22 protein-coding genes, 2 pseudogenes and 1 riboswitch are annotated in these 20,459 nt (G+C 62.2%); of the genes and pseudogenes, 10 read left to right on the forward strand and 14 right to left on the reverse strand.

What is annotated here, in order from left to right; all coding sequences use genetic code 11:
* Positions 1-12 precede the first annotated feature (12 nt).
* The 3 genes from AC244Q_RS12775 to AC244Q_RS12785 form a co-directional block, all read right to left on the reverse strand.
* Positions 13-831: a cytochrome c oxidase subunit II gene (locus AC244Q_RS12775; RefSeq protein WP_012758047.1), complete on the reverse strand. Its 819-nt coding sequence runs from the start codon at positions 829-831 to the stop codon at positions 13-15.
* A gap of 147 nt (positions 832-978) precedes the next feature.
* Positions 979-1,368 (reverse strand): c-type cytochrome, encoded by a 390-nt coding sequence (locus AC244Q_RS12780; RefSeq protein WP_012758048.1) that lies wholly within the window; start codon positions 1,366-1,368, stop codon positions 979-981.
* A gap of 222 nt (positions 1,369-1,590) precedes the next feature.
* Positions 1,591-2,514 carry an MYG1 family protein gene (locus AC244Q_RS12785; protein WP_128407454.1) on the reverse strand — a complete coding sequence of 308 codons (924 nt, stop codon included), beginning with the start codon at positions 2,512-2,514 and terminating at the stop codon, positions 1,591-1,593.
* A 226-nt stretch (positions 2,515-2,740) separates the two neighbouring features.
* On the opposite strand from AC244Q_RS12785, the gene AC244Q_RS12790 reads away from it, so the two are divergent.
* A complete protein-coding gene (locus tag AC244Q_RS12790; protein ID WP_128407453.1) occupies positions 2,741-3,232 on the forward strand; it encodes an HIT family protein in 492 nt (163 codons plus the stop codon).
* Positions 3,233-3,427: 195 nt separating this feature from the next.
* Here AC244Q_RS12790 and AC244Q_RS12795 read toward each other — a convergent pair.
* The 3 genes and pseudogenes from AC244Q_RS12795 to AC244Q_RS12805 all read right to left on the reverse strand — a co-directional run bounded on the left by AC244Q_RS12795 (position 3,428) and on the right by AC244Q_RS12805 (position 6,241).
* Positions 3,428-4,191: pseudogene (locus tag AC244Q_RS12795) on the reverse strand (ABC transporter ATP-binding protein).
* Positions 4,188-5,228 carry a FecCD family ABC transporter permease gene (locus tag AC244Q_RS12800; RefSeq protein ID WP_113548082.1) on the reverse strand — a complete coding sequence of 347 codons (1,041 nt, stop codon included), beginning with the start codon at positions 5,226-5,228 and terminating at the stop codon, positions 4,188-4,190. The pseudogene AC244Q_RS12795 and the gene AC244Q_RS12800 overlap by 4 nt, the downstream one beginning before the upstream one ends.
* Positions 5,225-6,241 carry an ABC transporter substrate-binding protein gene (locus AC244Q_RS12805; RefSeq protein WP_113548081.1) on the reverse strand — a complete coding sequence of 339 codons (1,017 nt, stop codon included), beginning with the start codon at positions 6,239-6,241 and terminating at the stop codon, positions 5,225-5,227. The genes AC244Q_RS12800 and AC244Q_RS12805 overlap by 4 nt, the downstream gene beginning before the upstream one ends.
* Before the next feature lie 178 nt (positions 6,242-6,419).
* Positions 6,420-6,675: riboswitch (cobalamin riboswitch) on the reverse strand.
* A gap of 267 nt (positions 6,676-6,942) precedes the next feature.
* On the opposite strand from AC244Q_RS12805, the gene AC244Q_RS12810 reads away from it, so the two are divergent.
* Together AC244Q_RS12810 and AC244Q_RS12815 are read left to right on the forward strand one after the other, a co-directional pair.
* The gene (locus AC244Q_RS12810; RefSeq protein ID WP_113548105.1) at positions 6,943-7,200 is read left to right on the forward strand and encodes a type II toxin-antitoxin system Phd/YefM family antitoxin; all 258 of its coding nucleotides are present in this window, start codon (positions 6,943-6,945) and stop codon (positions 7,198-7,200) included.
* Positions 7,197-7,580: a type II toxin-antitoxin system VapC family toxin gene (locus AC244Q_RS12815; protein ID WP_012758055.1), complete on the forward strand. Its 384-nt coding sequence runs from the start codon at positions 7,197-7,199 to the stop codon at positions 7,578-7,580. The genes AC244Q_RS12810 and AC244Q_RS12815 overlap by 4 nt, the downstream gene beginning before the upstream one ends.
* A 31-nt stretch (positions 7,581-7,611) precedes the next feature.
* On the opposite strand, the gene blh is transcribed toward AC244Q_RS12815, so the two are convergent.
* Both blh and AC244Q_RS12825 read right to left on the reverse strand, forming a co-directional pair.
* Positions 7,612-8,892, reverse strand: a complete 1,281-nt coding sequence (gene blh / locus AC244Q_RS12820) for a bifunctional sulfur transferase/dioxygenase Blh (protein WP_026157409.1) — start codon at positions 8,890-8,892, stop codon at positions 7,612-7,614.
* Between the two features lie 182 nt (positions 8,893-9,074).
* Entirely contained in the window at positions 9,075-9,443 is a 369-nt protein-coding gene (locus AC244Q_RS12825) for a DsrE family protein (protein ID WP_017994543.1), read from the reverse strand.
* Positions 9,444-9,511: 68 nt separating this feature from the next.
* Between AC244Q_RS12825 and AC244Q_RS12830 the strand changes: the two genes are divergently transcribed.
* The 3 genes from AC244Q_RS12830 to AC244Q_RS12840 all read left to right on the forward strand — a co-directional run bounded on the left by AC244Q_RS12830 (position 9,512) and on the right by AC244Q_RS12840 (position 12,448).
* Positions 9,512-10,507: an AraC family transcriptional regulator gene (locus AC244Q_RS12830; protein WP_128407466.1), complete on the forward strand. Its 996-nt coding sequence runs from the start codon at positions 9,512-9,514 to the stop codon at positions 10,505-10,507.
* Positions 10,508-10,632: 125 nt separating this feature from the next.
* Positions 10,633-12,102 (forward strand): sensor histidine kinase, encoded by a 1,470-nt coding sequence (locus tag AC244Q_RS12835; RefSeq protein WP_017994545.1) that lies wholly within the window; start codon positions 10,633-10,635, stop codon positions 12,100-12,102.
* A 1-nt stretch (position 12,103) separates the two neighbouring features.
* Entirely contained in the window at positions 12,104-12,448 is a 345-nt protein-coding gene (locus AC244Q_RS12840) for a response regulator (RefSeq protein ID WP_012758060.1), read from the forward strand.
* A gap of 104 nt (positions 12,449-12,552) precedes the next feature.
* Here the strand turns inward: AC244Q_RS12840 and AC244Q_RS12845 are convergent, their stop codons facing one another.
* A complete protein-coding gene (locus tag AC244Q_RS12845; RefSeq protein ID WP_012758061.1) occupies positions 12,553-13,035 on the reverse strand; it encodes a cupin domain-containing protein in 483 nt (160 codons plus the stop codon).
* 45 nt (positions 13,036-13,080) lie between these two features.
* Positions 13,081-13,461 (reverse strand): VOC family protein, encoded by a 381-nt coding sequence (locus tag AC244Q_RS12850; protein ID WP_128407657.1) that lies wholly within the window; start codon positions 13,459-13,461, stop codon positions 13,081-13,083.
* A gap of 361 nt (positions 13,462-13,822) precedes the next feature.
* Between AC244Q_RS12850 and AC244Q_RS12855 the strand changes: the two genes are divergently transcribed.
* Positions 13,823-14,359, forward strand: a complete 537-nt coding sequence (locus tag AC244Q_RS12855) for an ATP-binding protein (protein ID WP_128407658.1) — start codon at positions 13,823-13,825, stop codon at positions 14,357-14,359.
* Between the two features lie 180 nt (positions 14,360-14,539).
* Positions 14,540-15,526 carry an aldo/keto reductase gene (locus AC244Q_RS12860; RefSeq protein WP_128407659.1) on the forward strand — a complete coding sequence of 329 codons (987 nt, stop codon included), beginning with the start codon at positions 14,540-14,542 and terminating at the stop codon, positions 15,524-15,526.
* Positions 15,527-15,887: 361 nt separating this feature from the next.
* On the opposite strand, the gene AC244Q_RS12865 is transcribed toward AC244Q_RS12860, so the two are convergent.
* Both AC244Q_RS12865 and AC244Q_RS12870 read right to left on the reverse strand, forming a co-directional pair.
* A complete protein-coding gene (locus AC244Q_RS12865; protein WP_017994548.1) occupies positions 15,888-16,301 on the reverse strand; it encodes a hypothetical protein in 414 nt (137 codons plus the stop codon).
* A gap of 68 nt (positions 16,302-16,369) precedes the next feature.
* Complete coding sequence (locus tag AC244Q_RS12870; protein WP_113548077.1) at positions 16,370-16,858, reverse strand: hypothetical protein; 489 nt, start codon at positions 16,856-16,858, stop codon at positions 16,370-16,372.
* A gap of 145 nt (positions 16,859-17,003) precedes the next feature.
* Here AC244Q_RS12870 and AC244Q_RS12875 point away from each other — a divergent pair, with 145 nt between their 5' ends.
* The gene (locus AC244Q_RS12875; protein WP_113548076.1) at positions 17,004-17,672 is read left to right on the forward strand and encodes a response regulator transcription factor; all 669 of its coding nucleotides are present in this window, start codon (positions 17,004-17,006) and stop codon (positions 17,670-17,672) included.
* Positions 17,669-19,036: a sensor histidine kinase gene (locus tag AC244Q_RS12880; RefSeq protein WP_113548075.1), complete on the forward strand. Its 1,368-nt coding sequence runs from the start codon at positions 17,669-17,671 to the stop codon at positions 19,034-19,036. The genes AC244Q_RS12875 and AC244Q_RS12880 overlap by 4 nt, the downstream gene beginning before the upstream one ends.
* Positions 19,037-19,107: 71 nt before the next feature.
* On the opposite strand, the gene AC244Q_RS12885 is transcribed toward AC244Q_RS12880, so the two are convergent.
* Positions 19,108-19,899: an HNH endonuclease gene (locus tag AC244Q_RS12885; protein ID WP_245460653.1), complete on the reverse strand. Its 792-nt coding sequence runs from the start codon at positions 19,897-19,899 to the stop codon at positions 19,108-19,110.
* A 249-nt stretch (positions 19,900-20,148) separates the two neighbouring features.
* Positions 20,149-20,369 (reverse strand): annotated as a pseudogene (locus AC244Q_RS12890) (phosphodiester glycosidase family protein); the annotation flags it as partial.
* Positions 20,370-20,459: the final 90 nt, after the last annotated feature.

Raw genomic sequence — 20,459 nt, forward strand, 5'->3', positions numbered from 1 at the left:
CCTCCGGCCGGTTCAGTTTGCCGGCGGTAGCTCTCCCGATGACGCCGTCAACTGGGTGAATGTCTGCTGCTGCCCGAGCCAGGTCTGGTAGTCCGCATCCTCGTCAACGACGACGGTGCCGCGCATTTGCGGATGGCCGACGCCGCAGAGTTCGGCGCAGAGAATCTCGAAGGTCCCTGTCCGCGTCGGCGTGAACCAGAAATAGGTGATCATGCCGGGGATCATATCCATCTTGGCGCGGAATTCCGGCACGTAGAAATCGTGGAGCACATCGACCGAGCGCAGCAATATGTGCACCGGCTTGCCGATCGGCAGATGCAGCTCGCCGCCCTCGATGATGACGTCGTCGAGGCCGCTTGCGTCGTTTTTATCAAGGCCGAGCGGGTTTTCGGGGGTGACGTCGCGCGTCTCAGCGCGGCCGAGCTTTCCGTCGGCTCCGGGCAACCGGAAGCTCCACAGCCATTGCTGGCTGACGACCTCGACCGACGCGGCATCGGCAGGCACCGTGATGAACTGGTTCCAGACGATCAGGCCGGGCGCCAGCATCGCCGCAACGCCGACCGCCGTTCCCCCTCCCAGCAGCAATTCCAGCCTGCGGTTCTCAGGCTCGTAATGCGCCTTGTTGCCCGGCTTGTGCCGGAAGCGGAACACGCAGTAGGCCATGAACAAAACCACCGCCACGAAGACGACGCCGGTGATCCAGAAGGTGATGACGAGGGTGCTGTCGATATAGGTCCAGTTGGACGCGATCGGCGTCCACCACCACGGGCTCAGCACATGGAACAGCACGGAGCCGACGACAATCAGGACGAGGATCAGCACGACAGCCATGTCCGCTCCTCCTCGAGCAGGTCGACCCGTGAAACCGCATTCCGCAAAAAAGTCCGTGTTTATTATCGCACAGATAGAAAATATCGGCAATTACGGCAATTTAGGCATGCACCACCGGCCGCAGCCCGTCATTTGGAGTATTGCCCGTCATTTCGAGTATTGCTTGAGATAGGCGATGAGATCGGTGATCTCCTGGTCGTCCTTCACGCCGACGAAGGCCATCTTCGTGCCCTTCACCTTCGCCTTCGGATTGTGCAGATAATCGCGCAGCACCGTCTCGTCCCAGACGAGACCACCCTCGCCGGCCGCCTTCATCCCGGCCGAGTAGGCGAAATTAGGATGCGTTCCGGCCTTCCGGCCGAACAGCCCGTTCAGCGACGGGCCGACCTTGTTCGTATCGGAATCGGCGACATGACAGGTCGCGCATTTCTTGAAAACAGTGGCACCCGCCGTCGCATCGCCCTCCTGCGCTCCGGCGTTACCAGAGGAAAGAGCAATGACGGATGTGGCGATCAGCAGAACAATACGGTAATCCATGGCAAACCTCATCCTCCTCAAGGTTGCCAGCCACTTGCACCCTCCGCAATCTCTCGCGTGGGAGTAGTGGTTGTTATGGGATAAAGCTTAGTCCTTCGCGGCAGCAAGTCAATCGGCTCCAAAATTGGGGCCAGTTGAACGCCATCTGATGTCCGGTGGCCTAGGGATAACCGCCTTGATATCGAAAATCCGGCCAGCTATCCTCGGCTGCCGCCATTTGACCTACCCCCGGATCGAAAGCGCCTCTTTTACCGCAAGCTCGGCCATGGCAAGCGCCGCCTCGCGGGTCCCGGCTGCGGCGATGAAGCGGCCGTTGTGGCAGAAGCTCGCGCCCTCTATGCCGCAAACCGCCTCCAATGCGCCATTGGTGAGCCCGGCCCAGGCAGCCGGCAGGTCGGCCCGGAGTTCGAACCCGTCCTCGGCGCGGCGGATGCCGGTCACGCACCAATCCTTTTCGCGCGGGTGGACCACGAACAGCAGCTGATCGGCGCCCGCCTTGACGATGGCGGGACGGAAGGGCATGCCCCTCGGCAATTCCAGAACACGCCCCTGCCCCGCAGCTTCGATTGCCCGATGCACGACCGCCTCGGCCCGCAATTTTGCGGCACTCTGAGCGATCCTGGCCTCGATGAAACTGCGGGCAATAGCAAGGGCCGCATGGAAGGCACGATCGTCGGCCTCTGGGTCCGTCTCGTCGAAAACTGGTTTCAGGGTTTCCAGCAGCGCCGGCAGCGTCAGCCCGGCCAACGGCCCCGAGGGGCTGAGCGCGCCATTATCAGTCAGATCGACCGGCAGCACGAAGCTGGCGTCGAAAGAGGCATGCAGCGTCTCGATATGCGCTTCGGGAAGCCCGAAGGCTATGAGATAATCACGGCCGTAATGCTTCCAGATCAGGCCGAACGAGCTGTAGGGCTGGCCATCATCGCGCAACGGCGCGCCGCGTTGATGGTGATCGAATATCCCGATAGTAGGATTATAGGCTCCGCCGACATCATAAATGATCCGGTCTTCGCCCGGCGTGATCCACTCCGGCGCCCGGCTGCGGACGATACGCGCCTGCGGGAAAAGCCGGGTCACGATGACGCTCGACAGCAATTCGTCGGCATGAAAGCCACCGGAATGGGTGACGAGGAAATCGGGGATCATGGGAGTTATGCGCCTTGTCGTTCGCGGAGAGTCCGCTTGCAGGTCGGCACCAAATAACCGTTGCCGGCTGCTATCTCAACCCATACCTTAATCGGAATCGATTTAAGAATAAAATGATCCAGCAATTCAATGTGTTACAGCGTCCTTTCGCACGTCGCCAAGATACCGGCCTCTAGCTGGATTCATCGAAACCCCTGAGGGGTGCATCAGGAGTAAGAGGCAGTCCGTGGAGATCCCTCAGCACTTTCACGTTGTCGAGACGGCCGGATGGCTTGTGAACCACCGCATAAACTCCACCCTTCCCGGTTACCTCATGATCAGTTCCAAGACCGACACCAACGATCTGTCGGATCTGCCCGAAGACGCTTTGGCCGAATTCGGCCCATTGCTCGCAAGGGCTCAGAGTACGCTGAAACGGCAATTGAATGCTCAGCGCGTCTATATCGGCCGGTATGGACACACGCCCGGTTATCCGATCCATTTCCATGTGATCCCGATATATGACTGGGTGGAGGAGTTGTTTTGGAAGGACGCTCGCTATCGTCTGCTCGAGAATTTCGCAGAAGGACCGGGGGAAACAGCAACGGATGGCGCGGAACTGACGCTGTTTGTCTGGCGCGAGTTCTGCGAACGCGCAGAGCCACCGCCGATCAGAGGGCCTTCGGTCTCAGAGGCTATTGAGTTGCTGCGGGAGGCAATGCGGTTTCCGCCGCTCTAGATCTTTGAGCTCATGCATGTCGCCGAAAATGCCCGGTGGTTTTGGCAAGACGGCATGCGCCAAGAGAAGGGCCCAAGACAACGCCTGCCTCGTGAACCTGGCGATCCTATGGCCGAAAGCGAGGTCGAAGGTCTCCGACCGTCTCGACCAATAATCGCGGATTGCCTCCTTGAGATCGAAATTCCCGGCCGTCCGTCAATCCATGACGTATTGGATATGATGCCGGCCGTGCACGGCCGATTTCTGGACATGGGCGCGAACGCCGAAGACCCGGCCGATCATATCCTCCGTCAGCACTTCCTCCGGCGCGCCGGAGGCGACGACCTCGCCTTTCTGAAGCACCGCCAGCCTGTCGCAGAACATCGCCGCCAGGTTGAGATCGTGGAGCGCGACGATGCAGGTGATGCCGAGCTTCGAGATCAGCGAGAGAATGTCGAGCTGATGCTGGATATCGAGATGGTTGGTCGGCTCGTCGAGCAGCAGTTCGCTCGGCGCCTGCGCCAGCGATCTGGCAATATGGACGCGCTGGCGCTCGCCGCCCGACAGCGTCTGCAGAGCTGGCCCGCTCTCTCCTGCATGCCCGTCCGCGACAGGGCCTCGTCGACGGCGGCATCGTCTCCGGCGCCCCAGGACGACAACAGCCCGCGATGCGGCGTGCGGCCGAGCCGCACCACGTCGCGCACGGTCAATTGCGTATCGGTCGTCGACTGCTGCTCGACGAAGGCGACGCGACGCGCAAGGGCTGCGCGCGGCAGCGATGAAATGTCGTCGTCACCCAACCTGATGATGCCGCTGCGAACCTTGCGCAGCCGGCAGATCAATCTGAGAAGGCTCGATTTGCCGGAACCGTTCGGCCCGAGCAGGCCGAGCACCTTGCCCTTTTCCACCGTAAGGCTGACGCCGTTGACGATGACAGTGTCACCGGCGGCAAAGCTCACCGCGTCGATGCTGATGCTCATGCCTTCCCCCGCACGCGATAGAGGATGACGGCAAAGGCCGGTGCGCCGAAGAGCGCGGTGACGACCCCGATCGGCAGGATCTGCTGCGGGATGATGATGCGCGAAATGATGTCGGCGCCGACCATGTAGATCGCGCCGCCGAGCGCCGTTGCCGGCAGCAGCCGCCTATGAGCCGGCCCGACGAGGAAGCGGGCGGCATGGGGGATGACGAGGCCGACGAAGCCGATCGAACCCACCATGCTGACGACGCTTGCCGTCATCGCCGCCGTCATGGCGAACAGCACGATCTGGACGCGGCGTACGGCAATGCCGAGCGAGGCGGCGGCATCCGTGCCGAAGGCGAAGGCGTCGAGCGCCCGCACATGGGCCATGCAGATGACGAAGCCGGCAAGCGCGATCGGCACCGACAGATAGACATCGGGCCAGCGCACGCCGCTGAGCGAACCCAGCAGCCAGAACAGGATGCCGCGCGCCTGCTCGGCATTCGCCGATGTCGTCACGATGTAGGAGGTCAGTGCATTGAAGAGCTGCGAACCGGCGACGCCGCATAGGATGATGCGCTCACCGGTTCCCGCCGCAGCCGTCGCCAGGATGCCGACCAGCAAAAAGGCAATGACCGCACCGATGAAGGCGCCGCTCGACAGGCCGAGAACACCGTAGCCGAAGCCGAGGATCATCACGCAGACGGCCCCCGTCGAGGCACCGGCGGAGATGCCGAGCACGTAGGGTTCGGCCAGCGGATTGCGCAGCAGCGCCTGCAGGATCGCGCCAGAAAGCGAGAGCGATGCGCCAGCGCTGGCCGCGACGAGCGCGCGGCTCAGACGATAATCCCAGACGATGCCCTGGTGGATGCGGCTGAGCTCGAAATCCGTTCCGAACAGACGGTTCGAAACCGCCTCCGCCGTCGTCGCAAGCGGGATGGCGATCTCGCCGGTCGAAACGGCAAGGCTGATCATCATCCCGAGCAGGAGAAATGCCGCAATGGTGAGCGCGGCAAGCGCCCACCATCCCTGTTGCCTGACCGACACTGCCTTCACTGCGCCAGACCGAAGGACTTGATGCCGCTCGCCAATGTCTCGATACCGTCGATCGTGCGGATCGTCGGGTTCATCGACTGCGCGTCCATCATCACGAAGTGCTTGTTTTTGACCGCGTCCAGCTCCTTGGTCACAGGATCGTTCTCGAGGAAATCGACCTTGACTTTGGGATCGTCAGCGGCGTAACGGCGGCGGTCCATGGTCGCCAGAACGATCACGGCAGGGTTCGCCTGGGCGATGGTTTCCCAGCCGACCAGCGGCCATTCCTCTTCCGTCGTGACGACGTTCTTCGCGCCAATCGTCTTCAGAATATAGGCGGGCGCGCTGTTCTTGCCGGCGATGAAGGCGTCGCCATTGACCTCCTTGCTGGAGAACCAGAAGGCGACGGGCAGGTTCTTGCCCGAAGCGCCTGATATCGAAGCGACTGCATCCGCCTCGCGCTTCTTCAGCTCCGAAATCAGCGCATCGCCGCGCTCCTTCACATCGAAAATCTCCGAGAGCTCGGTAATTTCCCGGTAGATCAGGTCCATCGTAAACAGCTCCTTGCGCACGCCGTCGCCGCCATCGGTGTTGACCTTGGCGACGCAATCGGCCGGCGCGAGATAGGTATTGATCCCGAGATCCTTGAACTGCTCCCGCTTGCCGACCGAGCCCTGTGCGCCGACATGCCATTCGAACTCGGCCGTCACCAGGTCGGGCTCCTGCCCGACGACAGATTCGAAGCTCGGATCATTGTCGGCGAGCCGTTTTATCTTGCTGTTGGCCTCGGCATATTGCGGCAGGACGGGACCGACCCAGACGGCCGTTCCGGCGATCTTGTCGGCAAGGCCGAGCGAGAAGAGCACTTCGGTCATGCCCTGACCGATCGAAACCACTTTGGATGGCGCCTTTTCGAAGGTCACCTGCTGGCCGCAATTGGTGATGGTCAAGGGATATCGGGTCGCGGCAAGGCTTGGTGCCGCAAGGCCGGCGAGCCCGAAGGCGAATGTCATGGTGGCGAGAATCTGGCGCATGGAAAACCTCGATGAAGGGAAAAATCACGGCCGTTCCGCGCATATGCGCGGACCGAAAGCACGCTTAGGCGCGCACTAGCCGCAGGAGGCCCAATCGAGACGGATGCATGCCGGAATTCGGCGAAGGTTCAGCAGGTCAATCATATCTGTTCCTTGTCCGGGCATCCCCGCCCGGTTGATTGGATCGTGATTGACGGCAGGTCTCCTGGCTTGCGGATATCCGTCGCTTCATCCTCCTTCCCGCGATATCTCGCAGTGGCAGGGCTATGAGCCCTTCAGAGATGGCCAGTCGCTGGCCACTCCTGAGATGATCGACAATCCGCTTACAGTTGCGGGGGCAGCCACGGTCTCGGTCCCTACTGGGTCGTCCTCACCGTGTTCCCTATTAATCCCCTTGGAGTCATCTTCAGGGAACCGTCGCACCCAGTTACGTCGCCTGCACGCGCGCCGTCAATGCATATTCCGAAGGCGCCATGCCGCCAGCGGATAAATATATCGCGCACATAGCTTCACGCCGCCGTTCGGTGCACGAACTGCCGGTCGCGGTCAGTCTCGGATATGACCCCGGAAAGCGCCTCCTTGCGACAGGTACAGTCCCCGCGCCATTCTTGACCTTCGAAAATTACCCATTGATACGGTCCAGCGAATGGTCTAATTTTCTGGAGGAAACCAGGCTGCACTGGTCCTGGGGAGTGCGAACGATGCGAGTGTCTGTGACGGATGCCAAGGGGCAATTGACCGAGTTGGTCCGGCGTGCCGAGGCGGGTGACGAGGTCATCCTCACCCGGCACGGTCATGCTGCCGTGAAACTGGTTCCGGTGAGGGCAGCGCCCGATCGGAAATCCCGCCGGACGCTGATGGAAGCGGTGCGGGCCTCCGCCATAGCCAAAGCCGACGACGGGCCGCCGGCCGCACGCAGCCAGGATTTCCTCTACGCCGACGACGGCCTGCCCGAATGATCGCCGTCGACACATCCGCCCTGATGGCGATCGTGCTTGGCGAACCACAAGCCGATGCCCTGATTGCCGTCCTCGAAGCCGAAGACGATCTCCTGATCTCCGCCGGCACGGTCGCCGAAGCCTTGATCGTCTCGGCCCGTCGCAACGTCGGCGATGAAATGGAACAACTGATCGACGGCCTCGGCTTCGAAATCGTGGCCGTCACCCCCGCCTCCGCCCGCCGCATCGCCGAAGCCTACCGCACCTGGGGCAAAGGCGCCCATCCTGCAAGTCTGAACTTCGGCGACTGCTTCGCCTACGAGGTGGCTAGGGAACATGGGTGCCGGCTGCTATTTGTGGGGGATGATTTCGTTAGGACCGATATAGAAAACGCGCTGTGAACGATGCGGCGATTGCCAGCGCCGGCCGGCCCTACAATGCATCCAGCGGTATCTTCAGATACCGCCTGCCATTCCCCTCCGGCTCGGGCAGCCGCCCGCCGCGGATATTCACCTGCAGCGCGTGCAGCATCAGCTTGGGCTTGGGCAGCGTGCGATCGCGCGCCTGGCGCAGCGCCACGAAGCCGGCCTCGTCGATGCCTGCAATATGCGGATTGGCGCGCTTCTGTGCCTCCACCGTGCTTTCCCAGCGCGGGTGCCGGCCGCCGGGCTGGTAATCGTGGCCGGAAAAGAGACGGGTCTCCTCGGGCAGCGACAGGATGGCCTGGATCGAGTGCCAGAGGGCGGCAGCGCTGCCGCCCGGGAAATCCGTGCGCGCCGTGCCGGAATCCGGCGTGAACACCGTGTCGTGCACAAAGGCGGCGTCACCGATCACATAGGTGATCGAGGCGAGTGTGTGCCCGGGCGAAAAAATCACGCGGGCTTTAAGCGCACCGATCTCGAACGTGTCGCCATCGGCAAACAGCCGGTCCCATTGCGAGCCGTCGGTCGCGAGCCCCGGCCAGTTGTAGATCTCCTTCCAGAGCGTCTGCACGTCGATGACATGGGCGCCGATCGCCGTCGGCGCGCCGGTCTTCTCATGCAGATAATGCGCGGCGGAGAAATGATCGGCATGCGGATGCGTGTCGAGGATCCACTCGACCGTCAGCCCTTCGCTTTCGATATGAGCGAGGATGGCATCTGCATTGGCCGTTCCCGTCGCCCCCGACATCTCGTCGAAATCGAGCACCGGGTCGATGATGGCGCAGCGTTTCGTTGCCGGGTCGGAAACGACATATTGCACACTGCAGGTGCGGGGCTCGAAGAAGGCCTTCACATCAGCCACCTGCCCTGACCGCTTTTCCAGCCAGCGTCGCGCGCCGGCAAGATCAAAACCGAGGTTTTGACCGAAGGCCTCGACATCTCCGGGCTTCATCCGCCCGTCGAGCACCTCGCCCAGCGCATAAAGCGTCAACGCCCGCGTGCCGCTCTTGCAATGGGCGACGACCGGTCCCTTGGCCTCGGCCATCGCCGTCTGGAAGGCGCGGATATCGGCCTCGGTGATTTCGGTCCCCTTCACCGGCACGAAGCTGTAGGCGAGCCCGGCGGCAGCGGCGGAAGCCTTTTCCGCCGTATTGCCCGGCTGCCCCGGCTCCTCGCCATCCGGTCGGGCATTGATGGCGGCGACAAAACCATCAGCCGCGAAGGCGGCAAAACCTGCGGCGTCGGGCTGCCCCGCCACCGATATCAGCTCATTGACCCTCACGGATGTCATCGAAGCCCCCGCGCTGCCCGCACCAGGCATTGTCGCACGTATATCGATACAATCTCACAAGTATATTGCCGAACGCAAGAATAGGCGCTTGGTATTCCTCCGTGCCTGTCGCCGGCCTGAAAAGCCTGAGGACGCCAGCGGGAGACGCCGCCCAAACTCCCCCTCGGCCGAGCCGTGTACCGTCAAAACGACAGCGTTGCCGCACCTTCCTTGATCTCGGCATGCATGGCGCTGGCGCCGACGATGACGATCCCGTCGAGTAAGTCTTCCTGCGTATAACCGCGCGAGGTCACGCAGGGCGGGCAAGCCCAGATCGTGCCGCCGCGCTGCTGGAAATTCTCGATCAGGCTCGACAGCGGATCGAGCGGTGGCACATGCGTCATCCGCTGCCCGCCCTTGCGCACCAGGTCGATCCCAGTGCTGGTGAGGAACACCGAGACCTTCAGCCCGGCGGTGATACCGCCATTGGCAATGGTGAAGGCAACGGAGGACAGTTCAGATTCGATGCCCTTGGTCACGAGCACCACCAGTTTGTCGCTTTGAGTTTGCATAGTATTCTCCTTCAGTGGTTTGAACGCACTGATGATAGGAGGACGCGCGGCGCGCGTATTTGGCCGGAATGCGTGAAGCCTTGTCTGAAAATCCAGACGCTGCGGGTGTGGCGCGCGACGACGTGCTATCGGCGCTGCTATCGACGATCCGCCTTTCCGGATCGCTGCAGTTCTGCTTCATGCCGACGGGCGACTGGCAGACCGATGCCACGCCGTCGCTGGCAGGCCTTTCGGCCAAGGCCTCGGGCACGATGCCGTTTCACATCGTTGTGGAGGGCCGCTGCTGGCTGAAGACGGAAGGCGAAGAGACCGAGCTGGAGGCCGGCGACGTACTGGTCTTCCCCTTCGGCACCGGCCATCAGCTCGGCGCAGGCAGAGACGGCATGCTGGTGCTGCCGACCCGCGATCTGCCGCAGAAGCCATGGCGTGAGATTCCCGTGCTGCGTTACGGCGACGAGACACAAGGGGTGCGCCTGCTCTGCGGCTATCTGCAGTGGGACGGGCTGAGCTTCCCACCGCTTCGGCAGGCCCTGCCCAGACTGATCCATGTCAGGACGCGGGCCGCCAATGACGGTGACTGGCTGCGCGCCACCATCCGCCAGATGGTCGAGGAGGTCGACAGGCCGCGTGCCGGTGGCGTCTCGATGCTACCGCGGCTGACGGAAATCATCTTCATCGAAATTCTGCGCCACCAGATCATGATGGCAGAGCCAAGCTCGGTCGGCTGGCTGGCAGCCCTCGCCGATCCGGCGCTGTCGCGCTGCCTCTCCCTCATCCACGACGACCCCAAATGCGACTGGTCGCTGGAGCAACTGGCTGCGGCATCGGGAATGTCGCGCAGCGCGCTGGCCGAACGCTTCCAGGCGATGCTTTCGACATCGCCGATCCGCTATGTCAGGGACTGGCGGCTTTATCTCGCAAGCGTAGCGCTCGCCACCTCAGGCCAGCCGATCGCGGCGATCGCCTATGAAGCCGGCTATGCCACCGAAGCCGCCTTCAACCGCGCTTTCTCCCGCGCCTTCGCCACCCCACCAGCCGCCTGGCGGGCGATGGCGCAAGCGTAGAGGGTGATCGGCTCAATAAGCGCCAATGCTCAAGAGAGGTTGGCAGGAAGAAGCCGCGACACTCATGGGTGGAAAGAATCAAAGGATGCGCTAATTAGATCCACCATCAAAATCTGGAGCGCGCCTTGGATTCCCAATCCCCTCAGCCACTCACAGCTCGCTTTCCTGTCGGTGGCGGGGAAATTGGCCGACTGATCCAGACCCGCGACTGGAGCAAGACGCCGCTCGGTCCTCTCGAACTCTGGCCGCAAAGCCTGAAGACGGCCACCAACATGCTCCTGCTTTCACCCGTGCCGATCGTTCTTCTCTGGGGCGAAGATGGCGTGATGATCTACAACGACGCCTATTCCGTCTTCGCGGGCAGCCGCCATCCGGATCTTCTCGGTTCCAAGGTCCGTGAGGGCTGGAGCGAAATTGCCGATTTCAACGACAATGTGATGAAAGTCGGACTGGCGGGGAAAACGCTCGCCTACGAGAACCAGGAGCTGACGCTCTTGCGCCACGGCAGCCCGGCTCCCGTCTGGATGAACCTCGACTATTCGCCCGTCCTCGACGAAAGCGGCAAACCCGCCGGCGTCATCGCGATCGTCGTCGAAACGACGAAAAGCGTCCTTGCCCAGCGCCGGCTGCGCGAGAGCGAAGAGAGGTTCAGGGCGTTCACGACCGCGACGACCGACATCGTCTACCGTATGAGCGCCGACTGGCAGGAGATGCAGCAGCTCGACGGACGCAACGTTCTCGCCGACACGGCCAATCCGACTGTCGCGTGGCAGGAGGTCTATTTGTTTCCCGAGGACATTCCGGCGATCCAGGCGGTGATCGACGAGGCCATATCAAGCAAGGGTGTTTTCGAATGCGAGCATCGCGTCCGCCGCGCCGACGGCAGCACCGGGTGGGTGCTGTCACGGGCTGTTCCACTCTTGAACGACCCAGGCGCCATTGTCGAATGGTTTGGGGCCGCGACCGATATCACCGAGCGGCGACGCAAGCAGCAACAGCTGGAACTTGTCGTTCATGAACTCAACCATCGCGTTAAGAACAATCTGGCGATGGTGCAGGCTTTCGCATTCCGCACCTTCCGGGATGCCGAAGACATCCCTCGTGCCCTGGACAGTTTCACGGCGCGGCTGGTGTCGCTCGGCCGTGCCAATGATCTGTTAACAGGCGAATTGTGGAGCAGTGCCTCCTTGAAACAGACACTCGACCAAGCGACCGTTCCGCATCGGCCGGACGGCGGGCGGTGGGAGTTGACCGGAGACGAAATCCGGGTCTCCGCAAAGACGGCGCTGGCGCTGACCATGGCCTTTCACGAACTCGGCACGAATGCCGTCCGCCATGGCGCATGGTCGAATGATGGCGGCGCCGTCAGCGTCAAATGTTCCCTCCAAATCATCGACGGAAAGCAACGCTACCGCATAGACTGGAACGAACATGGCGGACCGCCTGTCGAACAACCTAAGCGGAAGGGCTTCGGCACGGTCCTCATACAGCGTGGCCTTGCCGCGGAGACGGGAGGCAATGTGGAGATTTCGTTTGCCGAAAGGGGTTTTTCCTTCAGCCTCGACGCTCCGGCAGACCGTCTTCGGAACGAATGACATGGCCAAGCGTGTTCTTGTCGTCGAAGATGAAATGACCATCGCCATGATGATCGAGGATATGCTCGTGGACCTCGGTCACGAGGTCGTCGCGACAGCCGCGCGTTTGCCCTCGGCGCTGGAGGTTGCGGCCGATGGAAATCTTGATTTCGTCATTCTCGATGTGAACCTGGCCGGGCATCAGTCATTCCCGGTGGCGGCAGTCCTTCAGCAGCGCGGTATCCCGTTTGCCTTCGCAACCGGATATGGGCCAGCGGGTATCGATCCCGCCTTTGCCGGCCGGCCAGTGTTGACCAAGCCGTTCACAACTGCCGACCTTGCCGCTGTCATCGAAAGTGTCGGCTGAGACCCAAGAGGGCCGACGCCCAAGTCCAAGAGCCGCCCCAATGAGACGTGTTGTGGCGGGCGATGGCGCAGGGCTGAGGATCCGATCGACACCCTGATGGACGATCAGCGCGGTTGCGGGCCTGTCAATCCGAGGGCCAGCGTGATGTCGTTGATGATCCCCAGTCGCGCTTCGATCACCGCGATTTTCTCAGGTGTATCGGCACCAAAAGCCTCGATATCGATGAACATTTGCTCGCAGCCGCCTGGCGTGACCGTGCCGAACATCTGGCCGGGTTCCTCGCCTATGTTTCGCCAGCTGTGCGGTACATGTGGCGGCAGAACGACGACGGTTCCCACGGGCGCGTCGAACGCCTCGTCGCCGCATTGGAATCGATAGAGACCGCGGATGACCCGAAAGACTTCGATCTCCCGCGTATGCGTGTGCGGGGCCGGACCATGACCGGGCGGCGTGAAGGTTTCCCACATCCCGAACGCGCCGCCGGTCTCGGCGGCTGTGGCATGGATGACGATCCTCGCGCCGAAGGGCGTCTTCGCCACGCGCTCCTTGCCGGGCAAAGAGACAACGGCATTCCTGAAACTCGACATATCCACCTCCCCCTTGATTACGGGCTTTGGGCCACGCTCACGTCGTCACCCTTGCAGCGCAGGCACGTCGATCATGGCTTCGATATTGTATCCGTCGGGATCGAGAACGAAGCAGGCAAAGTATTTCTCGCTATATTGCGGCCGCGGACCGGGCGCCCCATTGTCCCCAGCGCCGGCTTCGAGCGCGGCCCGATAAAACGCCTCCACTTCCGCTCTGCTTTGGACCCGGAAGGCAACGTGCAAACGCGTCAGAGGCGGCTTGTCGTCGGTGTGCTGGATCTCGAACAGGCTGCCGCCGACGTCGAAGGCCCAGAATACACCCTCCTTTCCGAAGGAGAGGCGATAACCCAGAGGTTCGAAAGCGCGTTCATAGAACAATTTGCTCTTCTGCAGGTCACTCACTGCGATGGTGATATGATCGATCATGCCGTGCCCTCCCTATCGTTCCGCGTCCCATCATAGTTGAATCCCGGCAGCGGAAAAGCCGACAAAGCCCACCCGATACCCTGCCAACGCCGCCCGCCATGAACTCTTTCCGGCCGCTCGACATCGGCATCAATATCAGCCTAAGGTCCCGGGCGGGGATGGACGGGAGGGGATAACCGATGTCCCTCAGCTGGTCGGGCGTCAGGTCTGCCAATGCCTCCGTCTTGCGACGCTCCGCTGCCACTGCCGGAGTAGCTGCCGCTTCAGCGGCTTCTTCGGAACGAAGGGGGCATGCCGGGCTATTACCGCCCCCTTTCGGCTAATTGCGAAACGATGCTGCTTCGTGCGAAAATGCCACGCGATGGATCACACGGGCGAAGTTCTCATTCTCACCGGGCCGCCGGGCTCGGGAAAAACCACGACGGCCGAGGCGCTCGCCCGCGAGCCCGGCTCGCCGAAGGTCCATCTTCATTCCGACGATTTCTGGCATTTCATCAAGAACGGCGTGATCCCGCCCTATCTGCCGGAGGCGCATGAACAGAATATCGTTGTCGTCGACGTGTTGACGAAGGCGGCGGCAGGCAATGCCAGCGGCGGCTACTTCGTCGTCGTCGACGGCATCGTCGGGCCGTGGTTCCTGGAACCGTTCCGGAAAATCGCGGCACCCCTCCACTACGTGATTCTGCGTCCGCCGCTCGATGTCGCCATCCGGCGCTGCCGGGAGCGTGGCGGCGACGCGCTGACCGATCCCGCCCCTATTGCGGCGCTCCATCAGCAATTCTCATCACTTGGCCCGTTCGAGCAACATGTCGTCTCGACGGAGGGGCACGACAGGGAAGACACGTTGCGCAAGGTGATCGAGGCTATGCGCAGCGGCATGTTTCGCCTGGCGTCATAACGCAAGCCCCTCAGCTTTCGGCGCAAGCTGCAGACATTGCCGGGATTCTCTTACCCGATCCCGGTTCGAGCGAGTCGGGAAATTCATGAGCGGACCTCATGAGTTCATGCCGATATCTCCGGCTAATCGCCGCCGGGCTTTGCCCTATCTTGGGATCAAACCTGGGAAGGAGGACTTGAAATGATCAAGCGCAAGCTCGGCCAAAGAGGCCCTGACGTATCGGCGATCGGCTTCGGCTGCATGGGGCTGAACTATCATCGCGGGACGGCGATGGAGCGCGGTGATGCCGTCGCGCTCCTGCGGGCGGCCCACGACCGGGGTGTCACCTTCTTTGACACTGCCGAAGCCTACGGGCCGTTCACCAACGAGGAACTCGTCGGCGAGGCGCTGGCGCCGATCCGTGATGAGGTGGTGATCGCGACGAAATTCGGCTTTAGGGATGGCCGGCCGGAAGTTGGTCTGGATAGCCGGCCGGAACGCATCCGTGTGGTCGTCGAAGAAGCCCTCAAGCGGCTGCGCACCGATCGCATCGATATCTTCTACCAGCATCGGGTCGACCCGGCCGTACCGATCGAAGAGGTGGCAGGCACGGTGAAGGATCTGATCGGCGCCGGCAAAGTGCTGCATTTCGGCCTGTCAGAAGCGGGCGTCGAAGCAATCCGCCGCGCCCATGCCGTCCAGCCGATCACCGTGTTGCAAAGCGAATATTCGCTGTGGTGGCGCAACCCGGAACAGGAAATCCTGCCCGTCGTCGAAGAGCTCGGCATTGGCTTCGTGCCCTATAGCCCGCTCGGCCGCGGCTTCCTCACCGGCAAGATGGACGAGAACACCAGTTTCGAAGGCGGCAACGACCACCGCAAGACCAATCCGCGCCTCTCGGCCGAAAACCGCAAGGCAAACCAGCCGGTGGTCGATGCGATCGAGGTCATCGCCGCTCCCAGAAACGCGACCGCGGCCCAGATCGCCATTGCTTGGCTGATGGCCCGCAAGCCTTGGATCGTCCCCATTCCCGGCACCACCAAGCTGCACCGGCTGGAAGAGAATATCGCTGCCGCCGACATCACCTTCACATCGGAGGAACTGGCCGAGATCGACGCGGTCTTCTCAGGCATCGAGATCCACGGCGACCGCTACTCCGCAACATCGGCAGCCCGCGTCACGCGGTGAGCCGACGACACTGATCGTTCGATGCGACAGCACGAACGTTCTTGTCTGGTGCGCCGGCGTTGGATGGATGCAAGGAGCAGCGTTGCGGCGTGTCCTTCGAGGCTCCGCCCTATGGGCTGCGCGCCTCAGGATGAGGGCCGTTGGAGGCTGCCGCATACCCAACAACAGGCGTGAGTGGACGCGGCAACCCCTCTTCCGTCATGCTCGGGCTTGTCCCGAGCATCTGCAATCGGTGCAGCAGAGCCTCGGCACAAGGCTGACATGACGGAGAGCGAGGCGGCGTTCGCGCCAAACTGAAACCGCCCGCGAGAAAACGCGGGCGGCGGCATCATCGTGTGGCATCCGCCTCGAGCGCAGATGATCAGTCCTGGCCCTGCAGGCGGTCCATCACTTGCAGCAACAGATCGGCGCAGACCTTCATCGGTTCGTCCTCGGCGCACTTCAGGTCGATCCGGGTGTTCCCATCCTCGATCCGGAAATGCGCTGCCTTGGACGGCGGCGGCGGCGGGCGATGACCACGGAAACCACGGAAGCCCATGTCGCCTCTCCGACCATGCCAGCGGTATTCGGGGCGATCTCCCGGCCGCGCATCCGGCCGGTCCGTCATCTGCTCATCGTCGTCAGAGGCAGACGGGTTCGGTGGCGGAGGCGGCGGTGACGCCGGATCGCCCGCCACGGGCGGAGTGCCGGCGGTTGGCGGAGCGGGCGGCTGTTGGGCGAAGGCGGTGCCGGCCAGTGCGGCAAGGGCAAGGCCCGATAGGAGAAGTCGTTGCATGGAAGCGTTCCTTTCGGAGTTAGGAGGCGTGTCTGTAAACACCGCAGCGCGGCTTTGGTTCACGCCCGTCAGGGCCTGTGATCGAAATCGGCAAACCGTCTGTGCGGCGGACCTTTCGGCGGACGCAGCGCTTCGGTGCGTCCGTCCTGGCGAACGAGGTAGCTCGCATGCACGAAGCCGTCGTCGAAGCGCCCTTGCACGGTGACGGCTTCATCCCGGGTGACGAGAGCGCCGTCCTCGCCGGCCCGGCCGGTTTCAACAAGCGCCTTGCCGCTCTCGTCCTGCAGCACAAACTTGTTACCGTAAATCTCGGCAACCTTGCCCTTGATGGTGACGAGGCTGGTGGCCGGCATGGCCGAAATCGCCACCGGCGTCAGCGGCGCCATCTCGGGCGTGGGACGCATCATCTTCACGGCGCTCGCGCCCCCGGCAGCACCGATGACAAGCGCCACGGCGGCAGCGATCACGGGGATCGCCAGCCGGCGCCGGCGGTGTCCTTGCGGCACGGGCGTGGCTGCGCCCTCGGCATGTTCGTTGTCCTGGTCTTCATCAGGCATATATCTGCTCCTTGCTTCAGTAATAGTCGCAATCTAGCCGCCACACCCCCTCGCCTGCCTGAACCTCTCCGTTCAGATTGAGTTAAGCTCGGCCCGATAGTTTTGACCCGTCCCCAGAGATGCCCTGCGATGAAAGCCCTGCCCCATGCGCGTACTGCTCGTCGAAGATGACGAAGACCTGAGCGGCCGGATCGCCGCCGTGCTGCGATCGGAGAACTTCGTCGTCGATATCGCTCGCAACGGCGAGGACGCTCTCCATGCGGGGCTCACCGAACTCTTCGATGTCGCAATCCTCGACCTCGGCCTGCCGAAGATCGACGGGGTCAGCGTGCTGAAGGGCTGGCGCGAGGGCGACCGCAACCTGCCGGTTCTGGTGTTGACGGCGCGCGACGGCTGGCCGGATAAGGTCTCGAGCTTCAAGGCCGGCGCCGACGATTTCCTCGCCAAACCCTTCAAGGTGGAAGAACTGGTGCTTCGCCTGCGCGCCTTGGTGCGCCGGGCGTCCGGTCACGCCGCCTCGCGGCTCGTCTGCGGCGCGCTGGTCTTCGATGCGCAGCTCGGCACCTTCGAGCTCGACGGCCTGCCGCTGAAGCTGACGGCGCTGGAATGGCGGGTGCTCTCCTGCTTGATGCTGCGCAAGGAGATGATCGTCGACCGGCGCGAACTCACCGAGCGCGTCTATGACGGCGATGCCGAAGTCGACTCCAATTCCATCGAAGTCATCATCGCCCGCCTGCGCAAGAAGCTCGGGGCCGATCGGATCGAAACGGTGCGCGGCCGCGGCTATATGCTGACGGCAGCAGTGACGCCATGAAGGCCCCCTCCCTCAAGCCGAAATCGATCGCCGGCCGGCTGCTGATGTTCTCGGGCATCTTCGTGACGCTGGCGCTCGCTGTGGCCGCCATCGTGCTCTGGCTGGCGCTCAAAACGGTGGTGCGCGAGCAGGTTGACCAGCGCCTCGACACCCAAATCGGCGCCCTTGCCGGCGCGGTGACGCGTGACGCTGAGGGACGGATCGCCCTCTCCGCGCCGCTCGATGCGCCGCCCTTCGATCGCCCCTCATCCGGCTGGTACTGGCAGATCGATGACGGGCAACAGCGCCTGACCTCCCGCTCCCTGATGAACGGCACGATAGACGCACCGCCGCCCCGGCAGGACCTGCGCCATGTGCTGATGGGCATGCCGACATCAGGCAGGGGCGGTGATCGCGGAAGAGGGCCGCTCTACCTGCGCCAGGCCATCCGCAGCATCGACGGCGTGACGCTGATAATCACCGCGACGGCGCCGATGATCGCCCTCGTCGGCCCGGCGCTCGGCGCGCTCTTCTGGCTGGTGCCTTGCATGCTGCTGCTCGGCCTCGTGCTGATGGCCGGCACGCTCTGGCAGATCCGCTTCGGCCTGCGCCCGCTGAAATCCATAGCGGCCAATATCGATGCCATCAACCGGGGAGAACGCGCCCGCCTGCCCGATGAAGCGACCGTCGAGCTTGCGCCGCTCTCGCTGAAAACCAACACGCTTCTGGAAGCGAACGAAGACAGGCTCGCGGCAACCCGCATGCAATTCGCCAACCTCGCCCACGGCCTCAAGACGCCGGTGGCGAGCCTGCTGCTGGCGCTCGACGAGCAAAACGATCCCAAAGGCGCATTGCGCAGCCTCGCAGCCCGGATCGACAACAGGATCAAGCATCACCTCGCCGCCGCCCGCCGCGTGATGGCCTCGACGGACAATGTCGCCAGCACCGACATGGCGACTTCGGTCACCGATCTCCACCGGGCGATCGGCCAAATCCACGCCGAGCGCAACATCGCCTTCGACACCGATATATCAGAGGGCCTGCGAGTCGCCTGCGACGAAAGCGATGTCGAGGAAATGCTCGGAAACCTGATCGACAACGCCTTCAAATGGGCAGCCTCCCACGTCACCCTCCGCGCCCACCGCGACGGCCCAACCGCCCGCATCACCATCGATGATGACGGCCCCGGCATCCCCCCGGGCCGTCTCGCAGCTGTGCTGCTGCCGGGTGTGCGTGAGGATGAGCTTGTGCCGGGGAATGGGTTTGGGCTGAGTATCGTGAGTGAGCTGGCGGGGCTTTATGGCGGGTCGCTGGTGCTGGAGGCGAATGGGGCGGCGGGGTTGCGGTGTGTGTTGTGTTTGCCGGTGGTGGGGTCGGGGCGGTAGGATTTTGGCTGGTTCGATAGAAGGTGAAAGTGCTGCCGAGTGATCAGCGTCTTTTGGGTTCTTATCATTTGTCACAACGCTCTCCCGACTACGACCTCGTACGGATTACAAATATTCGTGCCTTGCTGCGAGTGACAGGAAGCAAATAGGTGAACCAAGACCGTCAACCATTCAGCCCTGCGACGGAAATACAGACCGTGAAGATGCCGTGTCGATAACCTTTCGGGATTCTCTGCGTTGCCAACAAAGTTGTAAACGTCATCACGCGTTCCCATCAAAAGCGCTCGGATATCCGTGGCATCGAAATAATCATCGCCGTATTCAGCCATCGCATAGCAATAGCCAATTTTTGCAATCATCATTGCGAACGGACCATTGATAAACGGAACCCTAGTCCTGACATTTTCGAGACCGTTGCCCCCTAAGTTGAAGAACGCCAGCCGTGGATTAACAAGAGTAGCCCCTCGATCGATTCCAACTAAGAGCCCCGCCTGACTAAACTGCACTAGCGAGAAGTGTTTCGGGTAGTCCTCGATCGGGAAGTCAAGGCGTTTTCCCTCCTCGCCCATCACTGAATCGCCTGCAAAGACCTCAGGCATATGTCGCGCGTCGCGCGGTCCGCTACCTTTCGACTTGCCACGGAGACCTAATAGCACCCTGGGGACTTTAAGGTCGACATTGAGCGCTTGGTTCTCGTATTCTTGATTGGAGCGCGTAGCGCATTCCTCGCAGGAACCGTAGCGTATCACCAAGGAGCCATTGATAGCTTCGGGGATGATGTGCTCGTCAGTGAGATCTGCCTGCGTAAATACTTTTCGGCAAAAGACACATCTTCCGTCCAGATAGTAATTCTGCTTCCGCATTGCCAAAGAGCGCATGCCGTAGGCAATACAACTTATCAGACGATTCTCATAATTGTTGCTTCGTGCAAAACGGCCTTTACAGTACTCTCAAAATAGGCTGTGCACCCGATATCCAAATCGTCCCATTGACGCCCGTCGATTTTAGGGACCATCAATCCTCTTCTTCGAAAGAGCCCAGAACCAGCCCTACTGACCGTCGCATCCGCCAGCCGGCCGTTTCGGGGACAAGCCGCATTCCCGCAACTGCCGTCATTCCACCACGCCAAACATGGCCCATACCCGCTATGCCAGGGCCAGTCGTTACGGCCCATCTCGGGATTGTAGATCCCCACCCCTCGCCCGCCATCCAGAAACAAGGCATCGGGGCATTTCAGATGGTCGCGGAAGAGCCGCGCGAAGTCACGGAAATTCAACCCGTCTTCGCTGATCGAGACACGATCCGCGCCGTGACCGCAGGTTCCCACACCGCTCGGCGGGCTTGGTCCGCCGAGCGGAGCCTCATAAATTTCGATCTTTGGTCTGCCTCTGGCGTAAGGCTACCTTCGCGACCTATTCCTAAA

This window comes from Rhizobium sp. CB2179 (genome assembly GCF_057653455.1).